This window comes from Mannheimia glucosida (assembly GCF_046267875.1).
In the GTDB taxonomy this organism is placed as follows: Bacteria; Pseudomonadota; Gammaproteobacteria; order Enterobacterales; family Pasteurellaceae; genus Mannheimia; species Mannheimia glucosida.
The window spans coordinates 2,060,837-2,086,917 of the sequence record NZ_CP176502.1 but is presented as its reverse complement, the minus strand read 5'-3'; the positions used below and the strand labels follow the sequence as shown (position 1 = coordinate 2,086,917).

The 26,081-nt window shown below is 39.5% G+C and carries 23 protein-coding genes; 19 read left to right on the top strand and 4 right to left on the bottom strand.

The genetic code is table 11. The features are described from left to right. Positions 1-27 precede the first annotated feature (27 nt). The 11 genes from ACJ7Z2_RS10030 to ACJ7Z2_RS09980 are packed head-to-tail and all read left to right on the top strand — an operon-like array spanning position 28 to position 10,746. The gene (locus ACJ7Z2_RS10030; protein WP_409500195.1) at positions 28-2,268 is read left to right on the top strand and encodes a hypothetical protein; all 2,241 of its coding nucleotides are present in this window, start codon (positions 28-30) and stop codon (positions 2,266-2,268) included. Next, on the top strand, positions 2,268-2,600 hold the full coding sequence (locus ACJ7Z2_RS10025; protein ID WP_409500194.1) for a DUF2590 family protein: 333 nt from the start codon (positions 2,268-2,270) through the stop codon (positions 2,598-2,600). The genes ACJ7Z2_RS10030 and ACJ7Z2_RS10025 overlap by 1 nt, the downstream gene beginning before the upstream one ends. Beyond that, positions 2,597-3,763 carry a baseplate J/gp47 family protein gene (locus ACJ7Z2_RS10020; RefSeq protein ID WP_409500193.1) on the top strand — a complete coding sequence of 389 codons (1,167 nt, stop codon included), beginning with the start codon at positions 2,597-2,599 and terminating at the stop codon, positions 3,761-3,763. The genes ACJ7Z2_RS10025 and ACJ7Z2_RS10020 overlap by 4 nt, the downstream gene beginning before the upstream one ends. 3 nt (positions 3,764-3,766) lie before the next feature. Continuing rightward, entirely contained in the window at positions 3,767-4,294 is a 528-nt protein-coding gene (locus ACJ7Z2_RS10015; protein ID WP_409501139.1) for a phage tail protein, read from the top strand. 37 nt (positions 4,295-4,331) lie between these two features. Next, positions 4,332-6,737, top strand: coding sequence for a phage tail protein (locus ACJ7Z2_RS10010; RefSeq protein ID WP_409500192.1), 2,406 nt, complete (start codon positions 4,332-4,334; stop codon positions 6,735-6,737). Between the two features lie 34 nt (positions 6,738-6,771). Continuing rightward, a complete protein-coding gene (locus tag ACJ7Z2_RS10005; protein WP_409500191.1) occupies positions 6,772-7,353 on the top strand; it encodes a hypothetical protein in 582 nt (193 codons plus the stop codon). Then, positions 7,340-7,525 carry a hypothetical protein gene (locus tag ACJ7Z2_RS10000; RefSeq protein ID WP_409500190.1) on the top strand — a complete coding sequence of 62 codons (186 nt, stop codon included), beginning with the start codon at positions 7,340-7,342 and terminating at the stop codon, positions 7,523-7,525. Before ACJ7Z2_RS10005 ends, ACJ7Z2_RS10000 begins: the two co-directional genes overlap by 14 nt. Beyond that, on the top strand, positions 7,518-7,778 hold the full coding sequence (locus ACJ7Z2_RS09995) for a hypothetical protein (RefSeq protein ID WP_409500189.1): 261 nt from the start codon (positions 7,518-7,520) through the stop codon (positions 7,776-7,778). Before ACJ7Z2_RS10000 ends, ACJ7Z2_RS09995 begins: the two co-directional genes overlap by 8 nt. A gap of 24 nt (positions 7,779-7,802) precedes the next feature. Then, complete coding sequence (locus ACJ7Z2_RS09990) at positions 7,803-8,564, top strand: hypothetical protein (protein ID WP_409500188.1); 762 nt, start codon at positions 7,803-7,805, stop codon at positions 8,562-8,564. After that, entirely contained in the window at positions 8,554-9,135 is a 582-nt protein-coding gene (locus tag ACJ7Z2_RS09985; protein WP_409500187.1) for a hypothetical protein, read from the top strand. The genes ACJ7Z2_RS09990 and ACJ7Z2_RS09985 overlap by 11 nt, the downstream gene beginning before the upstream one ends. A gap of 9 nt (positions 9,136-9,144) precedes the next feature. Continuing rightward, positions 9,145-10,746: a hypothetical protein gene (locus tag ACJ7Z2_RS09980; protein WP_409500186.1), complete on the top strand. Its 1,602-nt coding sequence runs from the start codon at positions 9,145-9,147 to the stop codon at positions 10,744-10,746. Positions 10,747-11,223: 477 nt separating this feature from the next. Here ACJ7Z2_RS09980 and adhE read toward each other — a convergent pair whose 3' ends face one another. Then, positions 11,224-13,839 (bottom strand): bifunctional acetaldehyde-CoA/alcohol dehydrogenase, encoded by a 2,616-nt coding sequence (gene adhE, locus ACJ7Z2_RS09975; RefSeq protein WP_409500185.1) that lies wholly within the window; start codon positions 13,837-13,839, stop codon positions 11,224-11,226. 298 nt (positions 13,840-14,137) lie between these two features. Between adhE and hemC the strand changes: the two genes are divergently transcribed. Genes hemC through ACJ7Z2_RS09955 form a run of 4 tightly spaced genes read left to right on the top strand, consistent with a single transcriptional unit; the run spans position 14,138 to position 18,445 of the window. After that, positions 14,138-15,073 carry a hydroxymethylbilane synthase gene (gene hemC, locus ACJ7Z2_RS09970; protein WP_409500184.1) on the top strand — a complete coding sequence of 312 codons (936 nt, stop codon included), beginning with the start codon at positions 14,138-14,140 and terminating at the stop codon, positions 15,071-15,073. A gap of 1 nt (position 15,074) precedes the next feature. Next, positions 15,075-15,839: a uroporphyrinogen-III synthase gene (locus tag ACJ7Z2_RS09965; RefSeq protein WP_409500183.1), complete on the top strand. Its 765-nt coding sequence runs from the start codon at positions 15,075-15,077 to the stop codon at positions 15,837-15,839. Between the two features lie 11 nt (positions 15,840-15,850). Continuing rightward, entirely contained in the window at positions 15,851-17,161 is a 1,311-nt protein-coding gene (locus tag ACJ7Z2_RS09960) for a uroporphyrinogen-III C-methyltransferase (protein WP_409500182.1), read from the top strand. 18 nt (positions 17,162-17,179) lie between these two features. Next, positions 17,180-18,445, top strand: coding sequence for a heme biosynthesis protein HemY (locus ACJ7Z2_RS09955; protein WP_409500181.1), 1,266 nt, complete (start codon positions 17,180-17,182; stop codon positions 18,443-18,445). 88 nt (positions 18,446-18,533) lie between these two features. On the opposite strand, the gene ACJ7Z2_RS09950 is transcribed toward ACJ7Z2_RS09955, so the two are convergent. Further along, positions 18,534-19,403, bottom strand: coding sequence for a DUF808 domain-containing protein (locus ACJ7Z2_RS09950; RefSeq protein WP_409500180.1), 870 nt, complete (start codon positions 19,401-19,403; stop codon positions 18,534-18,536). Between the two features lie 71 nt (positions 19,404-19,474). Then, the gene (rpsO, locus tag ACJ7Z2_RS09945; protein ID WP_005597777.1) at positions 19,475-19,744 is read right to left on the bottom strand and encodes a 30S ribosomal protein S15; all 270 of its coding nucleotides are present in this window, start codon (positions 19,742-19,744) and stop codon (positions 19,475-19,477) included. A 185-nt stretch (positions 19,745-19,929) separates the two neighbouring features. Between rpsO and ACJ7Z2_RS09940 the strand changes: the two genes are divergently transcribed. The 4 genes from ACJ7Z2_RS09940 (at position 19,930) to apbC (ending at position 25,251) form a co-directional block, all read left to right on the top strand. Then, positions 19,930-21,801 carry a SurA N-terminal domain-containing protein gene (locus ACJ7Z2_RS09940; RefSeq protein ID WP_409500179.1) on the top strand — a complete coding sequence of 624 codons (1,872 nt, stop codon included), beginning with the start codon at positions 19,930-19,932 and terminating at the stop codon, positions 21,799-21,801. Positions 21,802-21,922: 121 nt separating this feature from the next. Then, positions 21,923-22,573, top strand: coding sequence for a YchE family NAAT transporter (locus tag ACJ7Z2_RS09935; protein WP_006247833.1), 651 nt, complete (start codon positions 21,923-21,925; stop codon positions 22,571-22,573). Positions 22,574-22,603: 30 nt separating this feature from the next. Then, positions 22,604-24,157 carry a peptide ABC transporter substrate-binding protein gene (locus tag ACJ7Z2_RS09930; protein ID WP_409500178.1) on the top strand — a complete coding sequence of 518 codons (1,554 nt, stop codon included), beginning with the start codon at positions 22,604-22,606 and terminating at the stop codon, positions 24,155-24,157. Further along, a complete protein-coding gene (apbC, locus tag ACJ7Z2_RS09925) occupies positions 24,154-25,251 on the top strand; it encodes an iron-sulfur cluster carrier protein ApbC (RefSeq protein ID WP_409500177.1) in 1,098 nt (365 codons plus the stop codon). The genes ACJ7Z2_RS09930 and apbC overlap by 4 nt, the downstream gene beginning before the upstream one ends. 54 nt (positions 25,252-25,305) lie before the next feature. Here the strand turns inward: apbC and ACJ7Z2_RS09920 are convergent, their stop codons facing one another. After that, a complete protein-coding gene (locus ACJ7Z2_RS09920; protein ID WP_409500176.1) occupies positions 25,306-26,013 on the bottom strand; it encodes a 3-deoxy-D-manno-octulosonic acid kinase in 708 nt (235 codons plus the stop codon). Positions 26,014-26,081: the final 68 nt, after the last annotated feature.

Genomic DNA, 26,081 nt, shown 5'->3' with positions numbered 1-26,081 from the left:
TGCCTTTTTATTAGGTATTTAATATTTATGGCGATTCCGGGTTTAGAGTACATCATCAGTCTAAATGACCAACTATCAGGACCTCTAAGAGAAGTAATGAAAGATGTTGATGTATTAGGCGATAGCCTTACATCTATTGCAAGTATTGGTGCTGCTTTTTTCGGTGCTGCCATTGGTATTGGTGCTTTTGTCGATACTAATTTAACTGCACTGGATGATATTCATCAACTTTCTAAAGTGACAGGGGTCGCGGCAAATGAAATTTACGAGTTAGGCAAAGTAGCTGAAGTAAACGGCTCAAGTAGTGCAGCTGCTCAAGCCTCTATTGAAGGCTTATCGAAAACCATTGGTGAAGCAGTAACCGGTGTTGGTAAAGGTGCGAAAGTATTTGAAAAGTTTGGTATCAAAGTTAAAGACCAAGAAGGTAAAGCACTTCCATTCAATGATGTGTTAGATAACATTATGGTTAGAATGGAAAAGATGAGTGAAGCCGAAGAAATCGCATTACTTTCCAAGCTAGGCATAGACAAAACAATGATTCAAACCCTACGAATGGGTTCAAAAGAGCTGGATATTGCAAGGCAAAAAGCAAGAGCATTAAGTTTAGGTGTTGGACTCGACGAAAATGCAAAGGCTGCCGCTGAATTTAAAGATGCTCTAACACTGGTTACGCAGGTTATTAAGGGGGCTGGTGAATATATTAGTGTGCGGCTAGCACCATATTTGCAAAATATTATGGAGTTATTCACAGATTGGTACATCGTGAATAATGATTTGGTTAAAGAGAGTTTAGACGATATCACTACAGCCTTAGGCAGTGTATTGAAATTTGTGTTTAAAACAGTGCAAGCAATAGATCGTATTTTACAAGCGACAATTGGCTGGAAAGGGGCTGCATTAGTTTTAGTTGCTGCTTTAGCTTTGGTTAAAAAACAAATGATTTTAACCTTTATTACTAACCCGGTAACTAAATTAGCCACAGGGATTCTTGCTTTAATCTTATTAATTGATGATTTAGTCGTTTATATGAAAGGCGGTAAATCTTATTTTGGTACAGCGTGGCAACCATTAGTTGATGTTATTCGTGCTTGTCAGGTGCAGTTTGCGAAATTTAAGCCTTATTTATCTGCTGTTTACGAAAAATTGAAACCATACCTACCAATGATTATTGGTATTGTAGCCGGAATTAAAGTGGGAGCTTATGTATTAAGTGGCATTGCTTCTGTATTTGGTGTTGTAACTACTGCAGCAAAACTATTTTTTACTGTATTAAAAGTCGGTATTTTAGGTAACCCAATAGGATTAATTTTGACTGCATTAACTACCTTAGGCGTTTTGATTTACGAAAACTGGGACGTATGTAGTGCATTTTTTAGCAATTTAGGTACTGATATTCAAGATGTTTGGGGGAAATTTACTGCTTGGTTAGGCAGTGTTAAACAGTGGTTTGTTGAATTGGGTGAAAATGTTTACGGCATTTGGGAAAGTATTTGGGGCAATATTACTGTAATTTTCGCTGGTGTAATGAATACCATCACTCAATTATGGCAAAGTGTGACAGACGGCTGGAAAAATACAGACCCTGCACAAATTTTTAGCTCTTTAGGTAATGGGGTTAAAAACGTATTCAATAATATTTTTACCGGCTTGAAAAATATGTTTATTGACACTTTAAACTGGATTATCAAACAAGCCAACAAACTAGGTGGGGTGATCGGGGTGGAAATCCCATTAATACCAACAGTCAGAAATGAGCCATTTCAACAACCCCAGGCTAATTTATCAAGTAATGCAGCAAATATTGCACAAGGTGTTTTTGGTACAGTAAAAAATATTTCAAATTTAACACCAGCTCGAAAAGTAGTACAAAACGAAGAGCAGAATGCGGTTAAAACTCCTAAAATTGAATATAACTTGAATCAAGTTAATAAGACAGGGGAGAGCAATAAAATACTAAATGATTTAAATAAAGTAAAAGCGACAATTCAAATACCAAAAGAATTGGAGCAAACAAAGGCAGTCAATAAAATACAAAACCAAAACCCAACGGCACTAGAGAAACCGAATGTTAATAAACAGCATTTTGCCTTACCTGAAAGCACTAAAGCACAACTGGTGCCTGTGCCTCAAGGTTCTGTCAGCAAAAATATGACAATGAACCAAAATAACAGTAGAACGGTGCATATTGGATCTATTGTAGTGAACGAAGCGGTAAATGCACAGCAACTGGCACAACAAGTAAAAGATAATGCAGGGTTAATGGCGTAATGAGTGAAAAACTTTATATTGATTTATTAATTACAGGTGAGGACATCACTTTAGATAGCGGCAATCAACCCATTATGTGTAATAACCGAGTATCTATCGCCCAAGATGTTAAGCACGCTATCTTAGAAAGTGGATTAGCAACATTACTGATTGCAGAACGTAGCCGCATTCTTCGCCGAGATATTATTTTACAGATTATTTTACTGGTTGAAGAAGATGAACGGTTAATTCCTGGAACTGTTGTAATTAATGAAGAAAACCCACGCCGACTGCTACTTACCGCAGATACTTATGATTTTGGCAGAATTGATAGTCAGGAAATCTTACTATGACAGAAGAATTTAAAACCTTATTAGCAGACACAGGGTTGCCAATAGAAGAAGGGCAAATCATTCAAGAATTTGAATCATTGGTCGAACAAGAAAATTTAATTACCAATACCAATCGAATGTCGCCATTTTGGCGATTAGTAACGGCTATTGCCATTAAGCCGGTAAAGTGGCTAACCGATAATCTGATTAATGACATTCTACCTAATCTCTTTGTAAAAACGGCTAAAGGAAAATGGCTGCAGATTCACGCTTGGTCGGTGGGGTTGGATTTTAAAGAGGCGACAAAAGCCCAAGGTGTTATTGAGTTCACTAAACAATCTGCAGTCACTCCGGTGACTATTAAAAAAGGTACGGTTATTCAGACAGAGCGGATTAATGACACTATTTTTAGAGTAGTTGTAACGGCAGATACCTTCATTCCTCAAGGCATACTTGCCGCATTGGTGCCGGTTGAAGCTGAATTAGCAGGTAGTAGCTATAATTTAGCAGGTGGATACTATCGTATTTTGCCCGAAACAGTACAAGGCATTACAAGCGTAGTGAATAAAAACGACTGGCTAACCGCTCCGGGTGCAGATAGGGAAACTGATGAAGAACTAAGACAACGTTACAAAGTACAGTTTAATAGTGTTGGCCAGCATCATATTGATAGCGTTTATAAAAGTATGATTGCTCGTGTTGCAGGTTTATCAGTTGATCGTATCTATTTTAAACATAATGCCCCACGTGGCCCGGGGTCGGCGAATGCTTATTTATTACTGGATACCGGTGTGACCAGTCAGCCGTTTATTGATGCGGTAAATAATTACATTACCAATCTTGGCAATCACGGACACGGTGATGATTTAGTCTGTTTCGCAATGCCGGAAACACACCATACCATTACCTGTAAAGTGTATTTTGCCCCGAATCAAGGTATTCAAGATACGCAAAAACAACTGATTTTAAAACAAGTTGAACAGATGATTCGCTGTGCGTGGCGTGAAAATAATAATTTTGACGTACATAAAACTTACCCATTTAGTCGATTTTCTTGGTCAAGACTAGGCGAAGAGATTCACAAGGCAATACCGAATATTAAGTCGATTGTATGGGGGCAAAATGACATCGTAAGTGATCTTAATATCCCTCGAATCCAGCAATTAACTGTGAGTGAGGTATAAATGATAAAAATCAAACTCCCGTTCTGGATGGATAAAGGGGAGCTAAGCAAAATCGCTTCGCTCTTTGAAAAATGGTGGCAAAAAACGCTAAATCTGTTTTTGGCTACATTCGTTGCCCAAGATGAAGAAAAGTGCAATGAAGAAATTTTAAATTTAATTGCTTATCAACGTGATGTCACGAGATTTGCAAATGAGCCGCTGGAGTTATTTAGAAAACGGGTGAAGTATGCTTTTATCAATGCGAAAGAGGCTGGTAGTAAAGCCGGTTTTATTCGTATATTTGAGCGATTAGGTATTGGCTACATAGAATTAGAAGAACGATTTGATGATGAAAATTGGGATGTAATCAAAATTCGCTTAAACGATTCCCAGTTGGCAAAAAATCCGGATTTACTCAATTTGATTATCCGGCAATATGGGCGAACCTGTCGCCGATACACCTTTGAAGTATTGATTAATCATAAAGTGCATATTTACCACGGTGAATTTAACCACGATTACCAAACACACGCAGTAATATTGGCTATTTAACCTGTTAATTCCAATAAAAATAATAATAGGAAGAACAATGACAACATTAGCAACCCCACAACTTGAGCAATATATTTCCCAGCAAATTGTCAGCGGTCAAACCGTTGTATTTGATGAATTTATTTTTGCCAATATCCCAAATTTAACCGCAGATAACCTACAGAATCATCTAGTTATTCCTAGCGCATCGCATATTGTACATAGACAAGTAGTATCACAGACAGGTGTCGTAAACCAAAATTCAGTAGTGTATTCCGTCACTATCGGTTCAGATATTGGCGATTTTGATTTTAACTTTATCGGCTTAATCAACAAGTCAAAAGGCTTGTTGGGTATTGCTATCTATACCGATACCGTAAAAAAACTTAAAAATAAAAACGGCATTCAAGGTAATAGCCTTACACGCTCAATTTTGCTTGAATTTTCTAATGCTCCACAGCATACAAATATTACGGTTCCCGCTGAAACGTGGCAAATTGACTTCACTCTACGTTTAAATGGTTTAGATGAAAAAATCAGACTAACTAACCGTGATTTATACGGGCGAGCAATCTTTTTTGATGAAGGTTTCTTACTTAAGCGTAAATCCGGTAATAATTTTACAATTACTGCAGGTACAGCTTATGTAGAAGGTGTACGGACCAATATTATTGCAGACGAGAATATTACTTTAGCATTGCCTTGTTCGGTATATGTTGATGTAGTGCATCATTGCACCGTAACCGGTGCATATCAAACCGAGGTGAAATTCTTAAAAACGGCTAAAAGTGATTATATTGATACTGCAGGTAATCAACACTATGTACAAATCTTGGCAGATATTGACCAAAACGGCAACATTACAGACCGTCGGTTATTATCGCCATTGTTAGGCATTAACCCTAAAGATCTGGATGATACAACGGAAAATAGAGCAGATAAAACAGGGCATACGCACAAATTACCGTTAGCGTCTTTGCTCAAAAAAGGCATAACCAAACTCTTTTCAGGCCTAGATTCAGATGCTGAAGATATGGCAGCTACGCCAAAGGCAATTAAAGCTCTTAAGAGCTTAATTGATGCCATTACACGCAACCTAAACAACTACATCCCCAACAGCAAAAAGAGTAACGCGGTAAACAGCAATAGTGCGGATACGGTGGCAACGAGTTATGCAGTTAAGGCTGCCTATGACTTAGCCGATGCCGCCTATAAGGTTGATACCAATAACCAAAATCAAAACCTCAACAATCTGCTTGGGCAAAACACGGTATTTGGTACATCGGGTCGGGCAGCCAGTACAACTGGTTTGAGTGGTATTTATAGCTACGGTGTAGGTTTAGCGATGAGTGCTGCCGGTGCTAGGGCAATGCTCTATATCCCTCACTCTCACGCCGGCAGTAATAATGGCGTTTGGGTGCAGGCAAGTTTTGCTGGCAATAACTCGGCAGCGCAATGGAGGCGTATTGATGGTGCGGATTTTGCTGATATACGTGGTAATCCATTTACGATAGATGGCATTAGAGCCATTAGTACAACACGCTATCTTAGTGTACAAGCCCCCAATGCCGTATTTGCTGGATTTGAGGTTGAGCGTAGCGGTACAAGTGGTAATTGGCAATCACGATTTGAGGCTCTACCGGACCGCAGATGGAAATTTTGGACTAACTCTGACAGCCGAGGGTTTGAGCAATATTTGCCGGCAAAAAGTGGCACTATTGCATTAATGGATGATGTCAACGGTCGTGTGAGCAAATCCGGTGACACGATGACAGGCACATTATCCGTTAAAAACGGCGATTATTCGGCTCTTAACACCTATAACACTGCCAACTGGTCAGTACGATGGGAGTCTGCACCACAATCGGCAGCTCACTTTGCAGCGATTGTGCAAGCTAACAATAACGGTGCTGTAGTTAATCGGGTATTAATGCCTAAGAAAAGCGGCACAGTATTACTAGATAACGATGGCAGTGTATTAGTAGATGCTAACACCTATGTTAAGAGAGATACTGCAGGAGATATTTTTGCTCGATTACTACGTACGAATTATCAAGACGAAAATCGTATGGTGGGAGCAATTGCTTTTAGAGTTAATAATGGTAGTGATAACTTCACCCGATATTGTAATAGCCCGGCTGCGGTGCGTAATTGGTTGGGGGTTAATGTACAAAATATCGTGGTTTTACAAGGCGTCATTAATCACGGTGGCACATTACCTTTACCGTCAGGATTTAATGAGTCTCAATGTAACTTTATCATCTCTACCAACAACTCTAACCCAAGCGGCGAAGCTTGGGACTGGAATGAGTCTGTTAAAGGCAAACATTACCGAAATATCTGCGAACTCAAGGGTAGAGTTGTAACCTGTCAGACAATTGTTAATGACGGTATTTCAGGAAACGGTGCAATCCACACAGTCATTAATGGCAAAGCAAATTATATGGTAATTGGAGTTAAATAATATGTATTACATTTTTGATAAAAACGGAAATTTTATGGCCAATTCGGATTTTGAACCAAACCTTGAAGACCTTGCCGAACGAGGTGAACAAGCGGTCGAAAATGCCGAGATTTTTACAAATCCGATACTGATTAACGGCAAAATTATTGATAGAGGAATCGCTCCAAGCCCTTATCACGAATGGAACGGTAAAAAATGGGTCTTGCCGAAAGACCAACAACAAGCGGTCATTTCTGCTGAAAAATCTGCAAAACTAGCTGAAATAAACCAACAGGCACAGGCGTTTATCAATGATTTGGCAAAATACGATGAAACGCCCTCATTTGAGCGTGATACGTGGTTAGAGCAAGCCAAAGAGGCAAAAGCGTGGGTGGCAGACCAAACTGCCCAAACCCCAACCCTTATGTTAATTGCTCAAATGCGAGGTGTGCCGCTCGATACACTACGCCAAAAAGCTTACGAAAAAGCGATGGCGTATCAAACAGTCGCAGCGATTGTGGCAGGGCAACGGCAAGGCTACGAAGACCGCCTAGAGCAAGCGGAAACCTTAGAGCAAATACAAGCGATTAAGCCGGTGTATCAGTTGCCGCAAGGAGGGATAGATGACAATCATTAAACTCACCAAATACGGCAGTTGTGATACGGTGCTTGTTAATACAGATAGTATTGTATCTGTGCAAAAAGAAAGTAATGGCGCAGTTATTCGGACAGCCAGTGAGCAAATTTCGGTATTAGAGAAAGTTACGCAAGTTTGGGATTTAATTCAAAAAGGAGTAAAAAATGACTAAATTCAAATCGTGGTGCTACCACGTCTTAATCGCCATCGACCAATTATTTAATGCTCTTACCGGCGGAGCAGCGGATGAAACTTTTTCGAGCCGTTGCTATCGTGGAGCGGTAAAAGCTAAGCAGCCGAAAAAGCGTTGGCGTTTTTGGTATGCTTTTGTGAATGGCTTATTTTTTGACAAAAACCATTGCAAACTCGCCTATTTGAGCGAGTTACATCGCAAGCAGTATCCGCCGGAGTTTACGGCAATCTAAGAGGTTAAGAGGTGCTAAATAAAAATGTGGAAAAAACAATTATTAAAACTATCCCCACAAGCCAAAATAGCACTAGATAATAATTTAAAAGGGGTTTCAACCCCTTTTAATTTATCTGTTAAAGGCACGAAGATTGGGGTGCATAACTGGTCTCACGGAACAGAAGCAAAATCAGGTAAGTATTTATCACCGGAAAACGCAGTGAAGGCATTTATTAAAAAACTTACGGATTATTCAGACCCAAATAGACCCAATGGAGAACAAGATGTTGTACTGATTATGGTGACAGCAAGTGATATTGATGTATTCATTGCTCAACTTGAGCGAGTAAGCATTTTGCTACCAGAGCCAACATTTAAGCAAGCTCTAGACTATGCAAAATCGGCAAAAACATTGCAGGATACAAAAATGGTTAAAACACCGACCATTTCAAGTCCAGCATTTGCCAATGCTGCCGATATTACCCCAGGTTCCGCACGTACAATGCAAAGCATTATGCGTAATGCTCAATCTATGGCTAATGCGGCAAAATCGGGTAATCCAATGCAAGCTATTCAAAGATTATTGCAAATGAAAGCACAGAGAGAGCAACAGAATGCAGCAAAATTAAATCAATTACTTACTGCACAGGCTCAAATTTATGCATTTACAGAACGTGGATTCTTAGAATCAGCTACAACCAAAATGCATTTGAATTTGCCTGATGCCGGCAATGTTTTTACTGCTTGCGTAATGTTTGTAGGAGGCAATCTTTCATCACTTAAGGATATGTTAAATGACAATTAGAAAACCAAGCGTACAGCTTGCACTTAATGGCAAGCCAATTTATTTACATAATATCCTAATGACTGTAAGCGTTAAACGTGAAGAAAAAGATATGAGCGGTCAGAAGTCCAGTACAAAGAAAGCGGATAAAGGGATTAAGGCAAAAGAACTTAGTGTAACCGGGTTAATTCCTTACAACCAAAAGGAATGGCTAACTACACTTTTTAATTTGGCTGAAGCGGAAGACGGTAAAGGCGAGCAAGCCAAATATCGAGTATCAGCGATTATAGCCGAAGCGGTGAATATGCGCGAGGTACAGTTTAGCGGTGAAGTTAGTGCGGTAGATGCCGGTGATAAATTGGCGTGGAAAATCCAATTTCAGTTAAAAGAAGTTAATTCAGTTGCCGAGAAAAAAGAGAGCAGAAAGAAAAAGCCAACTGCGAAGAAGCAAGGAGAAAAGGCTAAATCAACTAAAACAAATTCAAGCTCGACTAAATCTTCAGGTAACCCCGTGGGTAATGGAGCAAATCAAACTAATTCACCGGCAGAGAAAAAAGAAACATCATCCGTATTAAGTGATATTTTAGGTTAAGGGTTAAAAATGAAAATTATAAAAACCTGTTTACTTGATGAAAAGGAAGTTGAGCTATCTAGCGAGCATATTATTTTAGAACTTAATAATACTGGTCGTGGCTATGTGACGGTAAAAACTGAAGACGATTGCGTAGGTAAAAAGGTCATTTTTGAAATGGGCGAATATGACCACTACTACACTTGGTTTAATGGCTTTGTCGAGCGTGAACAGTCTGCAGAAAGTGGCTATAAAAAATTATTTATCCGGGAACTAGTCGCCGCATTTGAACGTCCGCTTAGTTGCTCACATCGCCATATTACGCTACGTAGTTTAGGTGAGTGGCTCACACAAGCGGTCGGAATTGAAGTAAAAATTCCAACTGCTGACTATGCCGATAAACCAATTCCCTTATTCACACATAGTGGCAGCGGCTACCAGCTATTACACAATATTGGGCGACAATTTGAAATACCGCATTATATGTGGCAACAATCACCAGACGGCACGCTATACATCGGCTCGCACGCGGATAGCAGATGGCACGGTAAAGATGCCGAGCTAGATAGTAAAGAGGCACTTATCAGCGGCAGTAATGATATGACTATTCCTATTATGGCTGCTATTCGCCCCGGTGCAGTAATTAATGGTAATCGCATTAAAAAAGTAGAGCTACACGGCGATGATTATATTCTGTCTTGGGATACCTTAGACAGTAACGGCAAACCGGTTCAAAAAACACCGGAACGGCGGCAAATGGAAAACGTATTCCCCGAATTAGCTGGTGGATACCATTTACCCAAATATGCAAAAGTGGTTGGTGTAGCAGACCCTTCAGGCGGTGGAGATATATCTGACCCATTCCGTCCTAAGTATGCGGTTGAATTACAACTACTTGATGAGGATGGCAACGATGATACAAGCACGCCTGTTTATCCCGCTGTGCCATTGCCGGTGACAAGTACGGGTTCACAAGGTGGCGATTTTGCATTCCCTGAAATTGGCACTATTGTAGAAGTTGGTTTCGCTTACGGGCGGTCTGATAAACCTTTTGTACGTACTATGTTAGCACAAGGTAAAACTGTGCCAGCAGTCGCAATCGGCGAGCAACTTAAACAACAACGCCCTGAAGTGTATGAACGTACGGATTCAGCCGGAAATAAAACACGTGAAACTGACCAACGCATCACAGATAAATCTTTTGAACGTGTTATCGAAACGGATTCAGAAACTAAGAATATTGGTACATCTACACGTAATATTGATTCAGATGATACCAAAACTGTAGGTGGAAATAAGACCACGCACGTTTTAGGCAACATCGAAAGCGTAACGGCAAGTAATAAATCCGTAGGTGTCGGCGGTCAATTAGATGAAAAGATACAGGGGGTTGCAGAAAGAATATCGGATGCTAAAAATAAATTTGTTGCTCCAATAAGTTATATAGGTAGTGAGGGGCAAAATATTTTCAGAATCCTTGAAGACTTATGTCAAATTGTTTCTGACCTTGCCAAATCGGTAAGCACGCATACACATAGAGGAGGACCTCCGCCTGATACTTCAACACAGATAGGTGGTTATGGTACAAAAGCAACCGAAGCTAAAGCCAAACTGACACCAATCATCGAATGATAATAAAGCCACATTACTGTGGCTTTTTTCATATTGCAACTACGCTTCTTCGCTATTAAGTCACGTAAAATTTTCACGGCAACGACAACGGCACGGAAAAAGCACTTCCCTCCCCGCGGAATTTATAAAAAATTTTGTCGTTTTTTCAGTTAAATTACACGTTATATAGATCTGATAAACCTTTAGCAGATAAAGGATAAAGTTATATAGCGTGATTGTGATCTTAACTGAAAATTTTGCGAGATTTTTCAGTGTTTTTCACGTTATAGAGATCTAAAAAAATTATTGAATGCCATAGAACCATTGAGAAATAAGGCTTTCGGTAATTTTACGTAATGATATATCACCGGAAATTTTACAAAAAAAGAATAAAATGCCTCCATTGCGGAGGCATTTCTTATAAATCACAAAATATTAATCGCCACTTTGTCGCCATTTTTATTTTGTTTTTATCTTTGTTAATGTAACTAATTGATTTTAAATATCTTTTTCTCCATAAAATGCTTTAGTCATAATTGCCTCCATATCTTCAATCATTGCCAAACGTGGGTTTGCCGGTGTGCATTGGTCTTCAAATGCGTGTAGGGCAAGTTCACGACGGGCATTCAAGAAGGCTTGTTCATCAACGCCTTGCTCACGTAAGGACATTTTCACACCGCAACGAACCGCTAAATCGTGTACTGCTTGGGCATAAGACTCCACTGCTTGTGCCGGTGTTTCTGCCGGTAAGCCAAGCATTCTGGCAATATCTTGGAAACGCACATCGGCGACGTAATTGGTATATTTCGGCCAAGTTGCCACTTTGGTTGGGCGTGTGCCGTTATAGCGAATAACGTGTGGCAGTAAAATCGCATTGGTACGACCGTGAATGGTGTGGAATTTACCCCCGATTTTGTGTGCCATTGAGTGACAAATACCTAAGAAGGCGTTAGCAAATGCCATACCTGCCATTGTGGAGGCATTGTGCATTTTTTCACGGGCGGTTTCATCGAACTCTTTGACCGATTTTTCCAAGTTTTCAAACACTAACTTAATGGCTTGCAAGGCTAAACCGTCAGTATAATCGTTGGCTAAAATCGACGTGTAAGCCTCGGTAGCGTGAGTTAATACGTCTAAGCCGGTGTCAGCTGCAACGTGAGACGGCACAGACATCACTAACGCAGGATCGACAATCGCAATGGTTGGGGTTAATGAGTAGTCAGCAAGCGGATATTTAATATCGCCATCGGTGATTACCGCAAACGGTGTGACTTCAGAGCCTGTACCGGAGGTGGTTGGAATACCGACAAATTTCGCTTTTCTGCCTAATTGCGGGAATTTGAATGCACGTTTGCGGATATCCATAAATTTTTGTACTAAATCACGGAAATCGACTTCAGGTTGTTCATAGAATAACCACATAATTTTGGCAGCGTCCATTGGTGAACCACCACCAAGTGCGATGATAGTATCCGGTTGGAAGCTACGCATTAATTCTGTACCACGTTGTACGGTTTGCAGGCTTGGGTTTGGTTCAACATCGGTAAAGAGCTGAATCATCACTTGGTTGCGACGTTGGCGAAGTTGTTCGGTGATTCTATCTACAAAGCCGAGATCGACCATTGAGCGGTCGGTTACGATCATCACTTTATGCACATCGTGCATTGATTTCAAATATTGAATTGAGTCACGCTCAAAGTAGATTTTTGATGGCACTTTAAACCATTGCATATTATTTCTCCGTCTGCCCACACGTTTGATATTGATTAAGTTCACCGCACTGACGTTGTTACCTACAGAGTTTTTACCGTAGGAACCACAGCCTAGTGTAAGCGATGGCAGGAAGGAGTTATATACATCACCGATACCACCAAAGGTTGATGGTGAGTTCCAAATCACCCGAATGGCTTTTACACGCTCGCCAAAGGTTTTGGCTAATGCTTTGTTTTCGGTATGAATAGCGGCACTATGCCCTAAACCGTGGAAATTCACCATCGCTTCAGACAGTTCCAAGCCGTGTTCGGTGGAGTCAGATTTTAATAGAGCCAGTACAGGTGAAAGTTTTTCACGGGTAAGTGGCTCGCCTTCTCCCACAAAGGCACATTCAGCTAACAGAATATTGGTTTTTTCCGGTACTTTAAAGCCGGCTTGTTCGGCAATCCACGCTGCCGGTTTACCAACCACTGCTGCATTAAGTTTTGCACCTGAGCAGTTTTCATCTTTGGCTTTATCAACACCGAAAATGTATTTTTCCAGTAAAGCTTTCTCTTTTTTGTTTACTAAATATACGCCGTAAGATTGCATCTCTTTAATAAATTCAGCGTAAATTTCTTTATCTACAATCGCTGCTTGTTCAGAGGCACAAATCATACCGTTGTCGAAAGATTTTGACATTACAATGTCATACACTGCCTGTTTTAATTTAGCAGTTTTTTCCACATAAGCCGGTACGTTGCCTGCACCAACGCCTAATGCCGGTTTACCGCAAGAGTAAGCAGCCTCAACCATTGCATTACCGCCGGTGGCTAAGATGGTTGCAATACCCGGGTGTTTCATTAAGGCTGAAGTGCCTTCCATTGAAGGTTGGGTAATCCATTGAATACAGTTTTCCGGTGCACCGGCAGCTACAGCTGCATCACGTACAATTTGAGCAGCGTGAGCAGAGGATTGTTGAGCAGACGGGTGGAAAGCAAAAACGATAGGATTACGGGTTTTAAGGGCGATTAACGCTTTGAAAATGGTAGTTGAGGTTGGGTTGGTGGTTGGGGTAATTCCGCAGACAACACCGACTGGGTCGGCAATTTCGGTAATACCGGTGACATCGTCTTCACTAATGACCCCTGCGGTTTTTAAATGTCGCATATTATTGACAACATACTCACAGGCAAACAGGTTTTTAGTGGCTTTGTCTTCAAACACACCCCGTCCGGTTTCTTCATAAGCGTGCATTGCTAAAATGCCGTGTTTATCAAGAGCTGCGACTGAAGCTTTCGCAACAATAAAATCCACTTGTTCTTGGTCGAGTTTTCTAAACTCATCAAGGGCTTTCAAGCCTTTTTCAACAAGCTCATTCACTTCTGTTTGGGCATCAAATGGTTGAGTATTTTTAGCCATAGTTTGGTTCCTCATAAAGTTTAAATTTGATAATTTTTTTAACTGGTGAAATTATTACTCAAAAGAGTTATTTTGTCGTTAAAAATTAAACACCTTTTGGTGTTGTTTTGATCTATGTCAAGTTTTTAAATAATGGCATATATGCTATAAAAAATAGGTGTGTTTATGTACATTATTTTTGAGTAAAAAGAGGTATTTCTGACTAGAAATAAGGGCAATATCCTCGATTATTTTTGGCAGTTCCAGCAAAAAGTGGTAGGATAAATCATTGGCTATTATGTTTTTAGTTTAGAGATTTATGAAAGATATTTTACGCATTGCAACGCGTCAAAGCCCGCTGGCGTTATGGCAAGCGAACTTTGTGAAAAGCGAGTTGGAAAAACATTTTCCGCAATTATCTGTCGAACTGGTTACGATGGTAACAAAAGGCGATATTATTTTGGACACCCCATTAGCTAAAATCGGCGGAAAAGGATTATTTGTGAAAGAGCTAGAATTAGCCCTTTTAGAAAATCGAGCTGATATTGCGGTGCATTCAATGAAAGATGTGCCGATGAGCTTTCCCGAAGGTTTGGGGCTTGCGGTTATTTGTGAACGTGAAGATCCCCGTGATGCTTTTGTGTCGAACAACTACTATTCGTTAGAGGATTTGCCGAAAGGTGCTGTGGTTGGCACATCGAGCTTACGTCGCCAGTGCCAATTAATGGCAAAATATCCGCATTTAGAGGTTAAATCATTACGAGGTAATGTCGGCACTCGTTTAAGCAAATTAGATAATGGTGAGTATGATGCAATTATTTTAGCCTCTGCCGGCTTAATTCGTTTAGGTTTGAAAGAGAGAATCCGTAGCTATATTTCGGTAGAACAATCATTACCCGCAGCTGGTCAAGGAGCAGTAGGGATTGAGACTCGAGCCAATGATGAGCGCGTTTTGAACTACATTGCAAAATTAAACCATAATTCGACCGCTTGTTGCGTGATGGCAGAACGTGCAATGAATACCCGTTTGCAAGGCGGTTGCCAAGTGCCGATTGGTGGTTATGCGACATTAAACGGCGATGAATTAACGCTTAATGCGTTAGTTGGAGCTTTAGATGGCTCGCAAATTATTCGTGCCTCGGCAAAAGGAGATAAGCAAGAGGCGGAGCAATTAGGCATTTTAGTGGCAGAACAGTTGCTTGCTCAAGGTGCAGATAAAATTTTAGCTGCGGTTTATAACGAAAACGTACAATAAAATGAATGTGTTAGTCACACGCCCAGATAGTAGGGGGCAAGAGTTAGTAGATATGTTAAATGAGCAGCAAATTTTTGCTATTCATCAACCGCTATTTACGATTGAAGCCGGTAAAGAATTACCTTTGCTTCCTTCGGCTATTTCTCGGCTAAAATCAGACGATTATGTATTTGTTGTTTCGCCGAATGCAGTGGACTATGCTGCAAAAACATTAGTAGATACCGGGTTCCATTTTCGTTCAGATTTGAAATATTTTGCGGTAGGGCAACGGACTGCGAAATATTTAACAGAAAAAGCTGAACAAGCGGTCATTTATCCGATAGAATTTGAAAATAGCGAGGGGGTTTTGGCATTACCTGAAATGCAGAATCTAACTGACAAAACTATTTTAATTCTAAGAGCAGATTCTGGGCGTGAGCTACTTGCTGAAACTGCAGTCTTGCGTGGGGCAACTATTCAATATTTGGAGTGTTATCGTAGAGAGCCGGTTACCGATGATATTCCCGAAAAAATCAGCTTATGTAAACGCTTGGGAGTAGATACTATTGTGATCACCAGTAGTGAAATTTTAAGATCACTTTATGAACAAACGAAAGCAGATTGTAGAGCATGGTTATTTGAATGTGATCTGGTTGTAGTGAGCCAGAGGATTGCAAAGATAGCTAAACAAATGGGATGGCAAGAAGATAAGATTAGGGTATCGGATAAAGCCGATAATGTAACTTTGATGAATACATTATTATTTAAAGTGGGCAAATCTAACTAGAGGTGGCGAGTATGTCAAGATCTAAAAAAGTAACTGAACATTTAGAGCATTCAGCTGAAAAGGTGGTAGAAGAGGCACAACAAGCGGTCGATTCTGCGGAATCTTTTGCAAAAAAAGAGATTGAGGAAGATGTAGTGAACGAAGCTATAGAGAAAGATATTCAAACAGAAATGCAAAAAGCGCCAAAAGAACAAGTGGTTGTTCAAAAATCGGGCGGAAAGGGCTTGGCATTAGTTGCACTATTAGTGGCTTTAGCGGTTGGCGGAGCTGGTCATTATATGGCAAATAAAAAGTTTGCAGAGGTTGAATCTCAAATTCAGGCAGTATCTGCTAAAGCAAATCAGCTTACTACTCAAACTATGGTTGAGATGCCAAATTTCGAAAATGAAAAAGCACAAATTGCCGAATTGGTCACGGAATATCAAAAAGCTTTAGAACGGATTAAAGCTTTAGAAACAGCCCAAAATGGTTATACCCAGCAAATTAGTAGTTTGCAGCTTCAACTGCAAAAGCTAAATAATACCTCTGGTTCGGATAACACATTCTGGTTATTATCTGAGGCAGATTTCTTATTGAATAATGCGGCTCGTAAAGTGGTATTAGATAATGACATTGAAACAGCGAAAAATTTATTGTTAGAGGCAGATCAAGTTTTATCAAAAGCACCGAATACGATTCACATTCGTGAGGCAATCAAAATTGATTTAAATACATTAACCGCATTGCATCAGATCGATCAAAATGCCTTAATGCAGCGTGTCGCAAATTTAGCGAATAAATTAGATGATTTGCCGATTTTGGAAAGTGAACAAGCTTCAAATAGTAAACAAGATGGGCAAGTAAGTGATTCTCTTGCGGATTGGGAGAAAAATTTAGAAAAAAGTGCTGCTTCATTTTTAGATCATTTTATTCGTGTATCGAAACGTAATGCAGCAGATGAGAAAGCCTTTGTTGCACCGAATCAAGAAATTTATTTGCGTGAAAACATTCGCTTGCGTTTACAAATTGCGATTTTAGCTGTTCCTCGCCAGCAAAGCGAACTTTATAAAAAATCGTTACAAACGGTAGGCTCTTGGGTAAGAAGTTATTTTGAAACTTCAAATGAAAATGTGCAACATTTCTTGAAAGAGCTAGATGAGTTGGCAGAACAAACTATTTATGTGGATGCTCCAACTTCATTACAAAGCTTAAAGGTGATTGCTCAGCAAATTAATAAAACCCCTGAAAAAATAGAGAAAGTCGAAATAAAAGCTGAAAAAGAATTAGAGCAAGCAGAGCCTGTTAAAGCAGAGCAAGATGCGATGCCTCCTTCAGCACAATAATAAAAAGGAGAATAGATTATGTTTAGAACGCTCTTTTTGATGCTTTTATTATTAGTTGGGCTAATCTCTGGGCCTTATTTAGCCGGAAATCAAGGTTATGTTAGAATTGAAACAGCAACTACCGTGATTGAAATGAGCATTGTAATGCTTGTGGTTTTTTTTGTGTTGGCAATGGCGGTAGTTTATTTACTTGAATGGATTGTCACTAAAATATGCCGTATGAGTAATGGAGCTTATAACTGGTTCTCAACTCGTAAGCATAAAAAAGCTCAGCAAGAAACACTGGAAGGTTTAATGCGTATGAGTGAAGGGAATTACTCAAAAGCGGAAAAACTCTTTAGTAAAAATGCAAAACATGCAGATGAGCCTGTACTGAATTTAATTAAAGCGGCGGAAGCTGCTCAGCAAAATGGTGATGATTTAGCTGCAAATAAATATTTAATTAAGGCTACTGAAATAGCTGGACCGAATAATGTTGCAGTGGAGTTGGTTCGAACCCGAATTTTATTACAACAAGGAAAATTACCGGCTGCCCGAACTGCGATTGATAGCCTACTAGAGCTTGCACCTCATAGCGATGAGGTATTACGCTTAGCGATTCAAATTTATAAAGAATCCAGAGCTTATATTGCGTTAGATAGATTATTAGTTGAAATCGGCCAACGTAATTTCTTAACTGCAGAAGAGTATGCGGAGTTAGAGTATTTCGTTGATGATGGTTTACAAGATGAGCGTTTACAGGAAGAAGGACAGGAAGGCTTGCTTTCTTGGTGGGAAAACCAACCAAATCGTCGTCGTAAATCGGTGTATAGTCGTGTCGGTGTCATCAAGCGTTTAATTGATAGTGACGATCATCAATCTGCACAAGAAATTGCTTTAGAAACGTTGAAGAAATTTGAAGATGAGCAATTACAAGGTTTATTTGTGCAATTAACCCGTTTACAAATTGATTCTGACAGTAAGCTACTAAAAGTATTAGCAAAACGGGCAGATAAAGCGAATGTTAAATATACCGATGATTATGCTAGAGCGCTTGGCTATATTTATACACGAGATGGGCAATACCAAAAAGCGAAGTCTCAGTTTGAATTGTTATTGGCTCATGATGAATGTGTTGCTGATGATCGTATTATGGCACTGCACGTGGCAGAGCAGATGGGGGATACATTAATGGCAAACCGTATTCGTGAGGAAAATCTCAAACAGGTGAATATGGCTACTCAGTCTAAAGTTAATGAGCCATTAGCCTTACCGCAAACAGCCACTGAGTCTAACTCATTATAATAATTAAAAAAATAGCAGGCTTGAACCTGCTATTTTTTTATAGCAAGAGATAAAAAGCTAGCTTTAACCAAAGCTACGCTTTTGGGGATTAGTGCGCCTTTTTAGAAAATAATTTCATCAAAGGTAAAATAATTAAGCATGCAATAATACCAACCACAATACCCACTGCAAAATCAACCAGAGTAGAAAAATGGGGAGAGATACCGAATTGTTCTACGAAGTGATGAATCATTGGTAAATTATGGGTGAAAATACCACCACCGACTAAGAACATCGCAATAGTACCAATCACAGAAAGTCCTTTCATAAACCACGGCATTGCAAATAATAAGCCTTTTCCAACCGCTTGCGAGAGGGCGCTTTTTTTCTGCATCAGCCACAGGCCGATATCATCAAGTTTTACGATTAATCCGACTAAGCCATAAACAAACAGGGTAATTCCGACCCCGATAGCGGAGAGAGATAAAATTTGGGTTAGGGTTGAAGAGTCTTGCAAAACACCTAACGCAATAATGATAATTTCTGCTGATAGAATAAAATCGGTGCGAATTGCACCTTTAATTTTATCTTTTTCAGAAAGGGTTTCGGTTTCATCAGAATGAGCTTGATTGTTTTTATGTAATAGACGATGGAGTAATTTCTCTATGCCTTCAAAACATAAATATGCACCGCCTATCATTAATAGCGGGATAATAGCCTGCGGTAAAAAGACCGATAGCAGCAACGCTAGTGGAATCAAGATCACTTTATTGATTAATGAGCCTTTCGCTACAGCCCAAACAATCGGTAGTTCTCGTTCTGGCACCACATTCTTTCCACTGACTTGATTAGCATTTAAGGCAAGATCATCACCGATTACGCCTGCTGTTTTCTTAGCAGCCACTTTAGTCATGATCGATACATCATCAAGCACGGCAGCAATATCGTCTAATAATGTAAATAATGACGCAAAAGCCATATTTTTTCCTCGAATAAAATTTATAAAAAAGCCGAACTTTTCAGCTCGGCTCTCATATCTAATATTTGAAATTAGCGACGTAAACCTAAACGTGCGATAGTTTCTGAATATTTAGCAAGATCAGTACGTTTTAAGTAGTCTAATAATTTACGACGGCGTGAAACCATACGTAATAAACCACGACGACCGTGGTGATCTTTTTTATGCTCAGCAAAGTGTGCTTGTAAGTGGTTGATTTGTGCAGTTAATAATGCAATTTGAACTTCAGAAGAACCGGTGTCTTTTGCATCACGACCAAATTCAGCAACGATTTTTGCTTTTGCTTCTACGCTTAGAGACATTTTAATTTCCTTTTTGTTAAGGGTTGATAATACATCAATAGCCGATCTCTAACCCAGCTATGACAGGAAATGCGAATTTTAAAGAGAAAGTGGTTAAATTTCAATAAAAATTTGCAAGTTTATTTCTCATCGGAGAAAGAGTATAATCAGCAACAATTTTTTGAGTAATTTTAGGAATTTTTTAAATGATTGAAAAAATGCACGAGCGGACAAATGGGCCGGTATTTAAAATTATTTTTGCATTAGTCTCTATTTCCTTCGTGATTGGCGGAATTGGAACAGGATTGATTTCACATGATAATTCTGTAGCGAAAGTAAATGGTGAAGAAATTAGTCAGCAATTATTTAATAACACGCTGAATCGTGAGCAAAATAGATTAAATGCTGAACTGGGGAGTCGCTTTTGGGATTTAATGGATAGCCCGGAGTATGCTGCTCAATTTAATCAATCGGTATTAAATGGATTAATTGATGAAGAGCTTCTGCGCCAGTATGCAAAAGAGTTAAAACTAGGTATTAGTGCTGATCAAATCAAATCTGAAATTGTAAACAGCCAGATGTTTCAACAAGATGGCAAATTCAGTAACGAGTTATACCAACAAACATTACGCCACAATAATTTAAGTGCCGATGGCTATGCAGCGATTGTGCAGGAAGGTATGTTGCAATCCCAGCTACAAGAGGGGATTATCAATAGTGATTTTAATGTACCGGCACAACAGGCTTTGTTAGCAAAATTACTGTTGCAACAACGTGAAGTGCGTTTAGCCGAATTTTCAGTTGCAAAAGAAATGGAAAATCAGACCGCTTCCGAGCAAGAATTACAAGCCTATTACGAAGCAAATAAAACTAAATTATTAGCACCTGAAAAATTAGCGGTTGAGTACGTTACTCTCTCTCCAAAAGATGTGGAAAGCAAAGTTGAGATTACCAATGAGCAAATTCAAACTTACTATGATCGCAATAAAGCTGATTATGTAACTAAAGGTGAAGCCCGTTTAGCTCATATTCAAGTCGCTAGTGAAGCGGAAGCTCAGGCTATCGAGCAAGCGCTCAAAAATGGGGAGGATTTTGCTACTTTGGCAAAAAGCAAATCCGGCGATACTTTATCAGCAAATAATGGTGGTGATCTTGGTTGGGCAAAAGCTGGCACTTTCCCGAAAGCTTTTGAAGATGCTGTAGCAAATTTAACTGCCGGTCAGGTGAGTGCAGCGGTGAAAGTGGATAATGCTTACCATATTATCAAAGTATTGGAGCGTAAACCTGAGCAAGTGATTGAGTTAGCACAAGTGAAAGATAAAATTGCCCAAACTATTCGCCAAGAATTAGTGTTAACTGAATATTCTACAGTTGCGCGCGAAATGGCAAATAAAGCCTTTGAGAATAATTCTTCACTTGAAGAAGTTGCAAAAGCCGGTAATGTGAAACTGCAAAAAACGGATCTGTTTACCCGTGAAAACGTACCTACTGCTTTACAAAATGAGAAAGTATTAAAAGTTTTGTTTGAAGGAGAGCTACGCCAAAATAAACAAAATTCTGATGCTTTAGATGTTGGGAATGATGCAAATCCACAGACATTGTTTGTGAGAGTGAGTGAGTACGAAGCAGAACGTCCACAAACTTTTGATGAAGCAAAAGCAGCAGTTGAAAATTTTGTGAAGGCAGAAAAAGCGGAAAAAGCGTTGCTGGTGAAAGTAGAAGAAAATGTAAAAGCCTTGAATGACGGGAAATCAGTGGACGTGAAATTTAATGCGCCACAAACTTTAGTTTATATGCAAGCAGAAGTAGAAAACCCGGTACTGGTTGGAACGATTTTCGCAATGAAAAAGGCGCAAGATAAAGCGACTTATCAAATGGCACGTAATCAAAAGGGTGATGTAGTTATTGTTGCCTTAGATAACATTACGGAAGGGAGTGCTGAACAGTTTAAGACATTGGCGCCACAATTTGAACAAGCTAATCGTTTAATCTTACGTAATGAATTCTTACAATCGCTACGTGCAAAAGCTTCAATTGAGGTAAATGAAGATTTTATGCAGCAACGTTCGTCACACTAACAAGTCTTTCATTTTATCAAAAAGCACCCAACCGTCCTTTAGGCTGGGTGCTTTTGGTTTGTATCTACCTTGATTAACCGATATAATAGCGCCCGAAACACTGTTGTTTGAGAAAGTTTTTGTGGATATCATTATTAATTTTGCCATCTACCTCCAATTCTTCATTGGTCTATTTGCTATAGTCAATCCTTTTGGTTCCTTACCTATTTTTTTCAGTATGACCGCTCACCAATATGAGGGGGAAAGAAATCGCACCAGCTTAATCACCGCTGTTTCTATTGGCGTAATTTTATTAGTCAGCCTCTATTTTGGTAATCTGATTCTCAATGCGTTTAGCATTTCACTTAGCTCTTTTAGAGTAGCTGGTGGCATTTTGATTGTAAGCATTGCGATGACGATGATTAGCGGTAAATTAGGTGAACACAAACAAAATAAAGAAGAGAAAAATGAAGATATTACTGAATACGAAAATATCGGTGTCGTGCCATTAGCAATGCCGATTATGGCAGGACCAGGGGCAATTGGCTCAACCATTGTGTGGGGAACCCGCTACCATACTTGGGAAGACTATGTCGGCTTTAGCATTGCGATTATTGTATTTGCATTAATTTGTTATATTTTATTCCGCTATTCAGCCCCTTTGGTGAAAAAATTAGGCAAAACAGGATCTAATGTCGTTACTCGTATCATGGGGCTGATTTTAATGGCGCTGGGAATTGAAATTATTGTGGCAGGAATTACAACTTTATTTCCTGTGCTTCTTGTAAAATAAATCTTAATTAAATTAACTTTTGGGGAGTTTATGTTGAAATCCTTACAAGCGGTTACATTTGTAAAAAAAATTGCAAAAGTTACCGCTTGCATTCTGCTTATTACATCTTGTGATCAATTAATTTGCCCTCAATCCATTCAATCTGTCTGGGTAGAAAACCGGCAGAGTGATACTTTACTCAAACGTGCAATTTATTCTGCAGTATTTCAACTCGACCCTCATAAAATTAAAGCTTCGGCAGATGCTGCTCCTTTAAGAGATCTATTAGTCGGTTTAATGGCCTACAACAGAAAAGGAGATGTTGTTCCGGCTATTGCTCAGAATTGGTTTACTGAAGATGAAAAAGAGTGGTTGTTTATTTTAGATGAGAAAGCTGTGTGGTCTAATGGCCAACCTGTGACTGCACAAGATTTTGTAGCAAGCTGGCGACGTTTAATAGATCCTCAAAATCATTCTGTATTGTCTAAATATCTCATCTATATGGGTATAGAAAATGCAAAAGCGATTGAAGAGCAAATAAAGCCAGTTGAAGAACTCGGTGTAGAGGCATTAAATGCGCATACATTGAGAATTCGGCTAAATCACCCAAATCACCAATTGCCTGAAATGCTGGCGCATTCCGCATTATTACCTACTTATCAAGGGATTGCTCCAACCATAGATAACTTCGTGAGCAATGCGTCTTACCGTCTCGAGAAACTAGATGCTCAAAAAATGGTGTTAAAGGCTCGAACCCAAGAAATTCCCTTTCAAACTATAGAGTATGATTTAATTACAACTATCCAAAACTGCTCTGCTTTTGATATTGTCGAGAATCCTTTATTAAATAAAAAAACGAATATCGTGAAATTTCCGCGTTTGTGCTCCTATTACTATGAGTTCAATTTTGATGATCCATTATTAGCTAAACGAGAGATTCGTGAAGCAATAAGGACAATGGTGGCTTCAGCAAATATTGGGCAAGAATATGGGGTTCCGAGTCAGTCTGTAATTCCACATAGCTTAGTAAAAGATAGAGAAAAGCGTTGGAATCCTGTTGTGGTTGAGCAGCTATTAACAAAAGCAGGAATTAGCCCTTATAATCCTTTAAAGCTGACTTTGTTATATGATGAGAATAGCATTAATATTAATATTGCTAACCAAGTTACTCGAGCCCTTTCTCAATCAGAATTATTTAATATTACGCCTAAAATGGTTGATTGGCAGACTTTAAATAAAGTAAGGGAACAAAAAGATTACCAGATAGCACGAGCAGGCTGGTGTGCAGATTATCCTGATCCGGTTGTATTTTTGCAGAAGTTTCATTCAATGAGCCCGGATAATCATTCCGGCTATAAAAGTGAGATAGTCGATCAAAAATTAAATCGTTTACAAACAGAAACCCTTAGTGCAGAAGCGAGAGAGTCACTTATTCAAGAAATTAGCGAGCAGCTTTATAGTGATGTTGCTGTATTGCCATTATTTCAATACCATCATCGAGTTGGGATTGTTTCCTCCCTTTTGGGTATTGATTTGAATAACGATAGCGAAGTAATTTATAGCAAAGATTTAAAACGCAATTTAGCAAACAAGGATAACCAATGAACCAATTAAATGAACAGCAACTTGTTGAAATTAAAGCAATTTTGCAACAATTTTCCCACCCGACTTTACAGAAAGATTTAATTGCCCTTAATGTGTTTAAAAAAGCAGAATTAGGGGGCGATATTCTTAGAATTGAAATCACGATGCCATTTGCGTGGAACAGTGGTTTTGAAGCCTTAAAAGCCGAAACAGAGGCTAAATTAAAGCAAGTAACGGGTGCAAGCGGTGTAAAATGGGTATTAAATTACCAAATTGCGACCTTAAAACGAGCGAATAAACACCCGGCAGTCAATGGGGTGAAAAATATCATTGCGGTCACTTCAGGTAAAGGTGGGGTAGGGAAATCCACTACTTCGGTTAATCTTGCTTTAGCCTTACAAGCACAAGGGGCAAGAGTGGGGATTTTAGATGCGGATATTTACGGCCCATCTATTCCGCATATGTTGGGGGCAAAAGATCAACGTCCAACTTCTCCTGATAACAAGCACATCACGCCGATTACCGCTCACGGCTTGCAATCTAATTCTATCGGCTATTTAATGGAAGAAGATAACGCCACCATCTGGCGTGGCCCGATGGCAAGCAGTGCGTTAAGTCAGCTTTTAAATGAAACTTGGTGGAATGAATTGGATTACTTGGTCATTGATATGCCACCGGGTACGGGTGATATTCAGCTTACGCTTTCACAGCAAATTCCGGTGACCGGTGCGGTGGTAGTAACAACCCCACAAGATATTGCCTTATTAGATGCGATTAAAGGGATCTCAATGTTTGAGAAAGTCTCAGTACCAGTGCTTGGGGTGATTGAAAATATGTCAATGCATATCTGCTCAAACTGTGGACACCATGAGGCAATTTTCGGCACCGGCGGAGCGGAAAAGATTGCTCAAAGATATGGCACCAAAGTATTAGCACAATTACCATTACATATTCGTCTGCGTGAAGATTTAGATACCGGTGTACCAACAGTGGTAGCAGCGCCGGAACACGAAATCAGCCAAGCCTACCTCGCATTAGCGGAAAAAGTAGCTTCTGAACTCTACTGGCAAGGCAGTGTGATTCCGTCTGAAATTATGATTCGTGAAGTGAAGTAGTTAATATTGATGATTTGATGGCACAAGTTTCTAAGCTTGTGCCATTATTGTTTCTTAGAGAGTATATCCTCTCAAAACAGCCTGCCAATTTTCTTCGCTGAAGAAAATATTTAATCGCCCTTGTTCTTTCTTAAACGAGCGTAACAGACGGTCTAGGTTATTTTGTTTCCAATTTTCGCCCGGCTCAATACCGCATTTATCGAAATCAATCAGCCAAAATTTGCCATCATTACCAAGCAAAATATTATGGATATTTAAGTCGGAATGGTGAATTTGATGGTTATGCAGGTGGCGAATCAGTTTCCCTATCTGCTCATATTGTTCGTTTGCTAAAGAACGATTTTGTAAGATCTTGCTTAAATCCTGCGTATTTTCTAGCTTTTCGAGCATAATGTCGGCACGATAGCAACAAAAATTTCTTTCTACTTTGATCGCTATTGGGCGAGGCACAGGTAAGCCCCAAGCTAACATTTGTTGCAGTAAGAAAAATTCTTTATAAGCTCGGGTGGCTTCAAAACTGGTAAAAAAGTAACTGTCTTTGATGATTTTACCGAACAAGCCGCCACGATAATAATGGCGAAGCACTACATTGATACCTAGTTCGGCAGAGGTATCTAAAAACCAAGTCGTACCTCGCCCTTTTGAGAAACCTAGCAAGCGGTCGGAATTGTCAAAATTTTTGCAAGTTAAGAGAGACTGCACAAATTCAGCTTGATGTTCGGGAATTAGGTCGGCATTAAAAAGATACTGAATATTTTGCATAGTTTAGGGAATATTTATAGCTGAAATAGCCCATTTTAGAGCTATTTTTTTTGATGTCAATTTGTTAG

Coding starts and splice junctions, on each gene's coding strand:
- ACJ7Z2_RS10000 (WP_409500190.1), top strand. CDS start 7,340: ATGACAATCATTAAACTCACCAAATACGGCAGTTGTGATACGGTGCTT.
- hemC (WP_409500184.1), top strand. CDS start 14,138: ATGAAAGATATTTTACGCATTGCAACGCGTCAAAGCCCGCTGGCGTTA.
- ACJ7Z2_RS10020 (WP_409500193.1), top strand. CDS start 2,597: ATGACAGAAGAATTTAAAACCTTATTAGCAGACACAGGGTTGCCAATA.
- ACJ7Z2_RS09940 (WP_409500179.1), top strand. CDS start 19,930: ATGATTGAAAAAATGCACGAGCGGACAAATGGGCCGGTATTTAAAATT.
- ACJ7Z2_RS10025 (WP_409500194.1), top strand. CDS start 2,268: ATGAGTGAAAAACTTTATATTGATTTATTAATTACAGGTGAGGACATC.
- ACJ7Z2_RS09965 (WP_409500183.1), top strand. CDS start 15,075: ATGAATGTGTTAGTCACACGCCCAGATAGTAGGGGGCAAGAGTTAGTA.
- ACJ7Z2_RS10030 (WP_409500195.1), top strand. CDS start 28: ATGGCGATTCCGGGTTTAGAGTACATCATCAGTCTAAATGACCAACTA.
- ACJ7Z2_RS09950 (WP_409500180.1), bottom strand. CDS start 19,403: ATGGCTTTTGCGTCATTATTTACATTATTAGACGATATTGCTGCCGTG.
- ACJ7Z2_RS09930 (WP_409500178.1), top strand. CDS start 22,604: ATGTTGAAATCCTTACAAGCGGTTACATTTGTAAAAAAAATTGCAAAA.
- ACJ7Z2_RS10005 (WP_409500191.1), top strand. CDS start 6,772: ATGGCCAATTCGGATTTTGAACCAAACCTTGAAGACCTTGCCGAACGA.
- ACJ7Z2_RS09980 (WP_409500186.1), top strand. CDS start 9,145: ATGAAAATTATAAAAACCTGTTTACTTGATGAAAAGGAAGTTGAGCTA.
- ACJ7Z2_RS10010 (WP_409500192.1), top strand. CDS start 4,332: ATGACAACATTAGCAACCCCACAACTTGAGCAATATATTTCCCAGCAA.
- rpsO (WP_005597777.1), bottom strand. CDS start 19,744: ATGTCTCTAAGCGTAGAAGCAAAAGCAAAAATCGTTGCTGAATTTGGT.
- ACJ7Z2_RS09990 (WP_409500188.1), top strand. CDS start 7,803: ATGTGGAAAAAACAATTATTAAAACTATCCCCACAAGCCAAAATAGCA.
- ACJ7Z2_RS09985 (WP_409500187.1), top strand. CDS start 8,554: ATGACAATTAGAAAACCAAGCGTACAGCTTGCACTTAATGGCAAGCCA.
- ACJ7Z2_RS09960 (WP_409500182.1), top strand. CDS start 15,851: ATGTCAAGATCTAAAAAAGTAACTGAACATTTAGAGCATTCAGCTGAA.
- apbC (WP_409500177.1), top strand. CDS start 24,154: ATGAACCAATTAAATGAACAGCAACTTGTTGAAATTAAAGCAATTTTG.
- ACJ7Z2_RS09920 (WP_409500176.1), bottom strand. CDS start 26,013: ATGCAAAATATTCAGTATCTTTTTAATGCCGACCTAATTCCCGAACAT.
- ACJ7Z2_RS09955 (WP_409500181.1), top strand. CDS start 17,180: ATGTTTAGAACGCTCTTTTTGATGCTTTTATTATTAGTTGGGCTAATC.
- ACJ7Z2_RS09995 (WP_409500189.1), top strand. CDS start 7,518: ATGACTAAATTCAAATCGTGGTGCTACCACGTCTTAATCGCCATCGAC.
- adhE (WP_409500185.1), bottom strand. CDS start 13,839: ATGGCTAAAAATACTCAACCATTTGATGCCCAAACAGAAGTGAATGAG.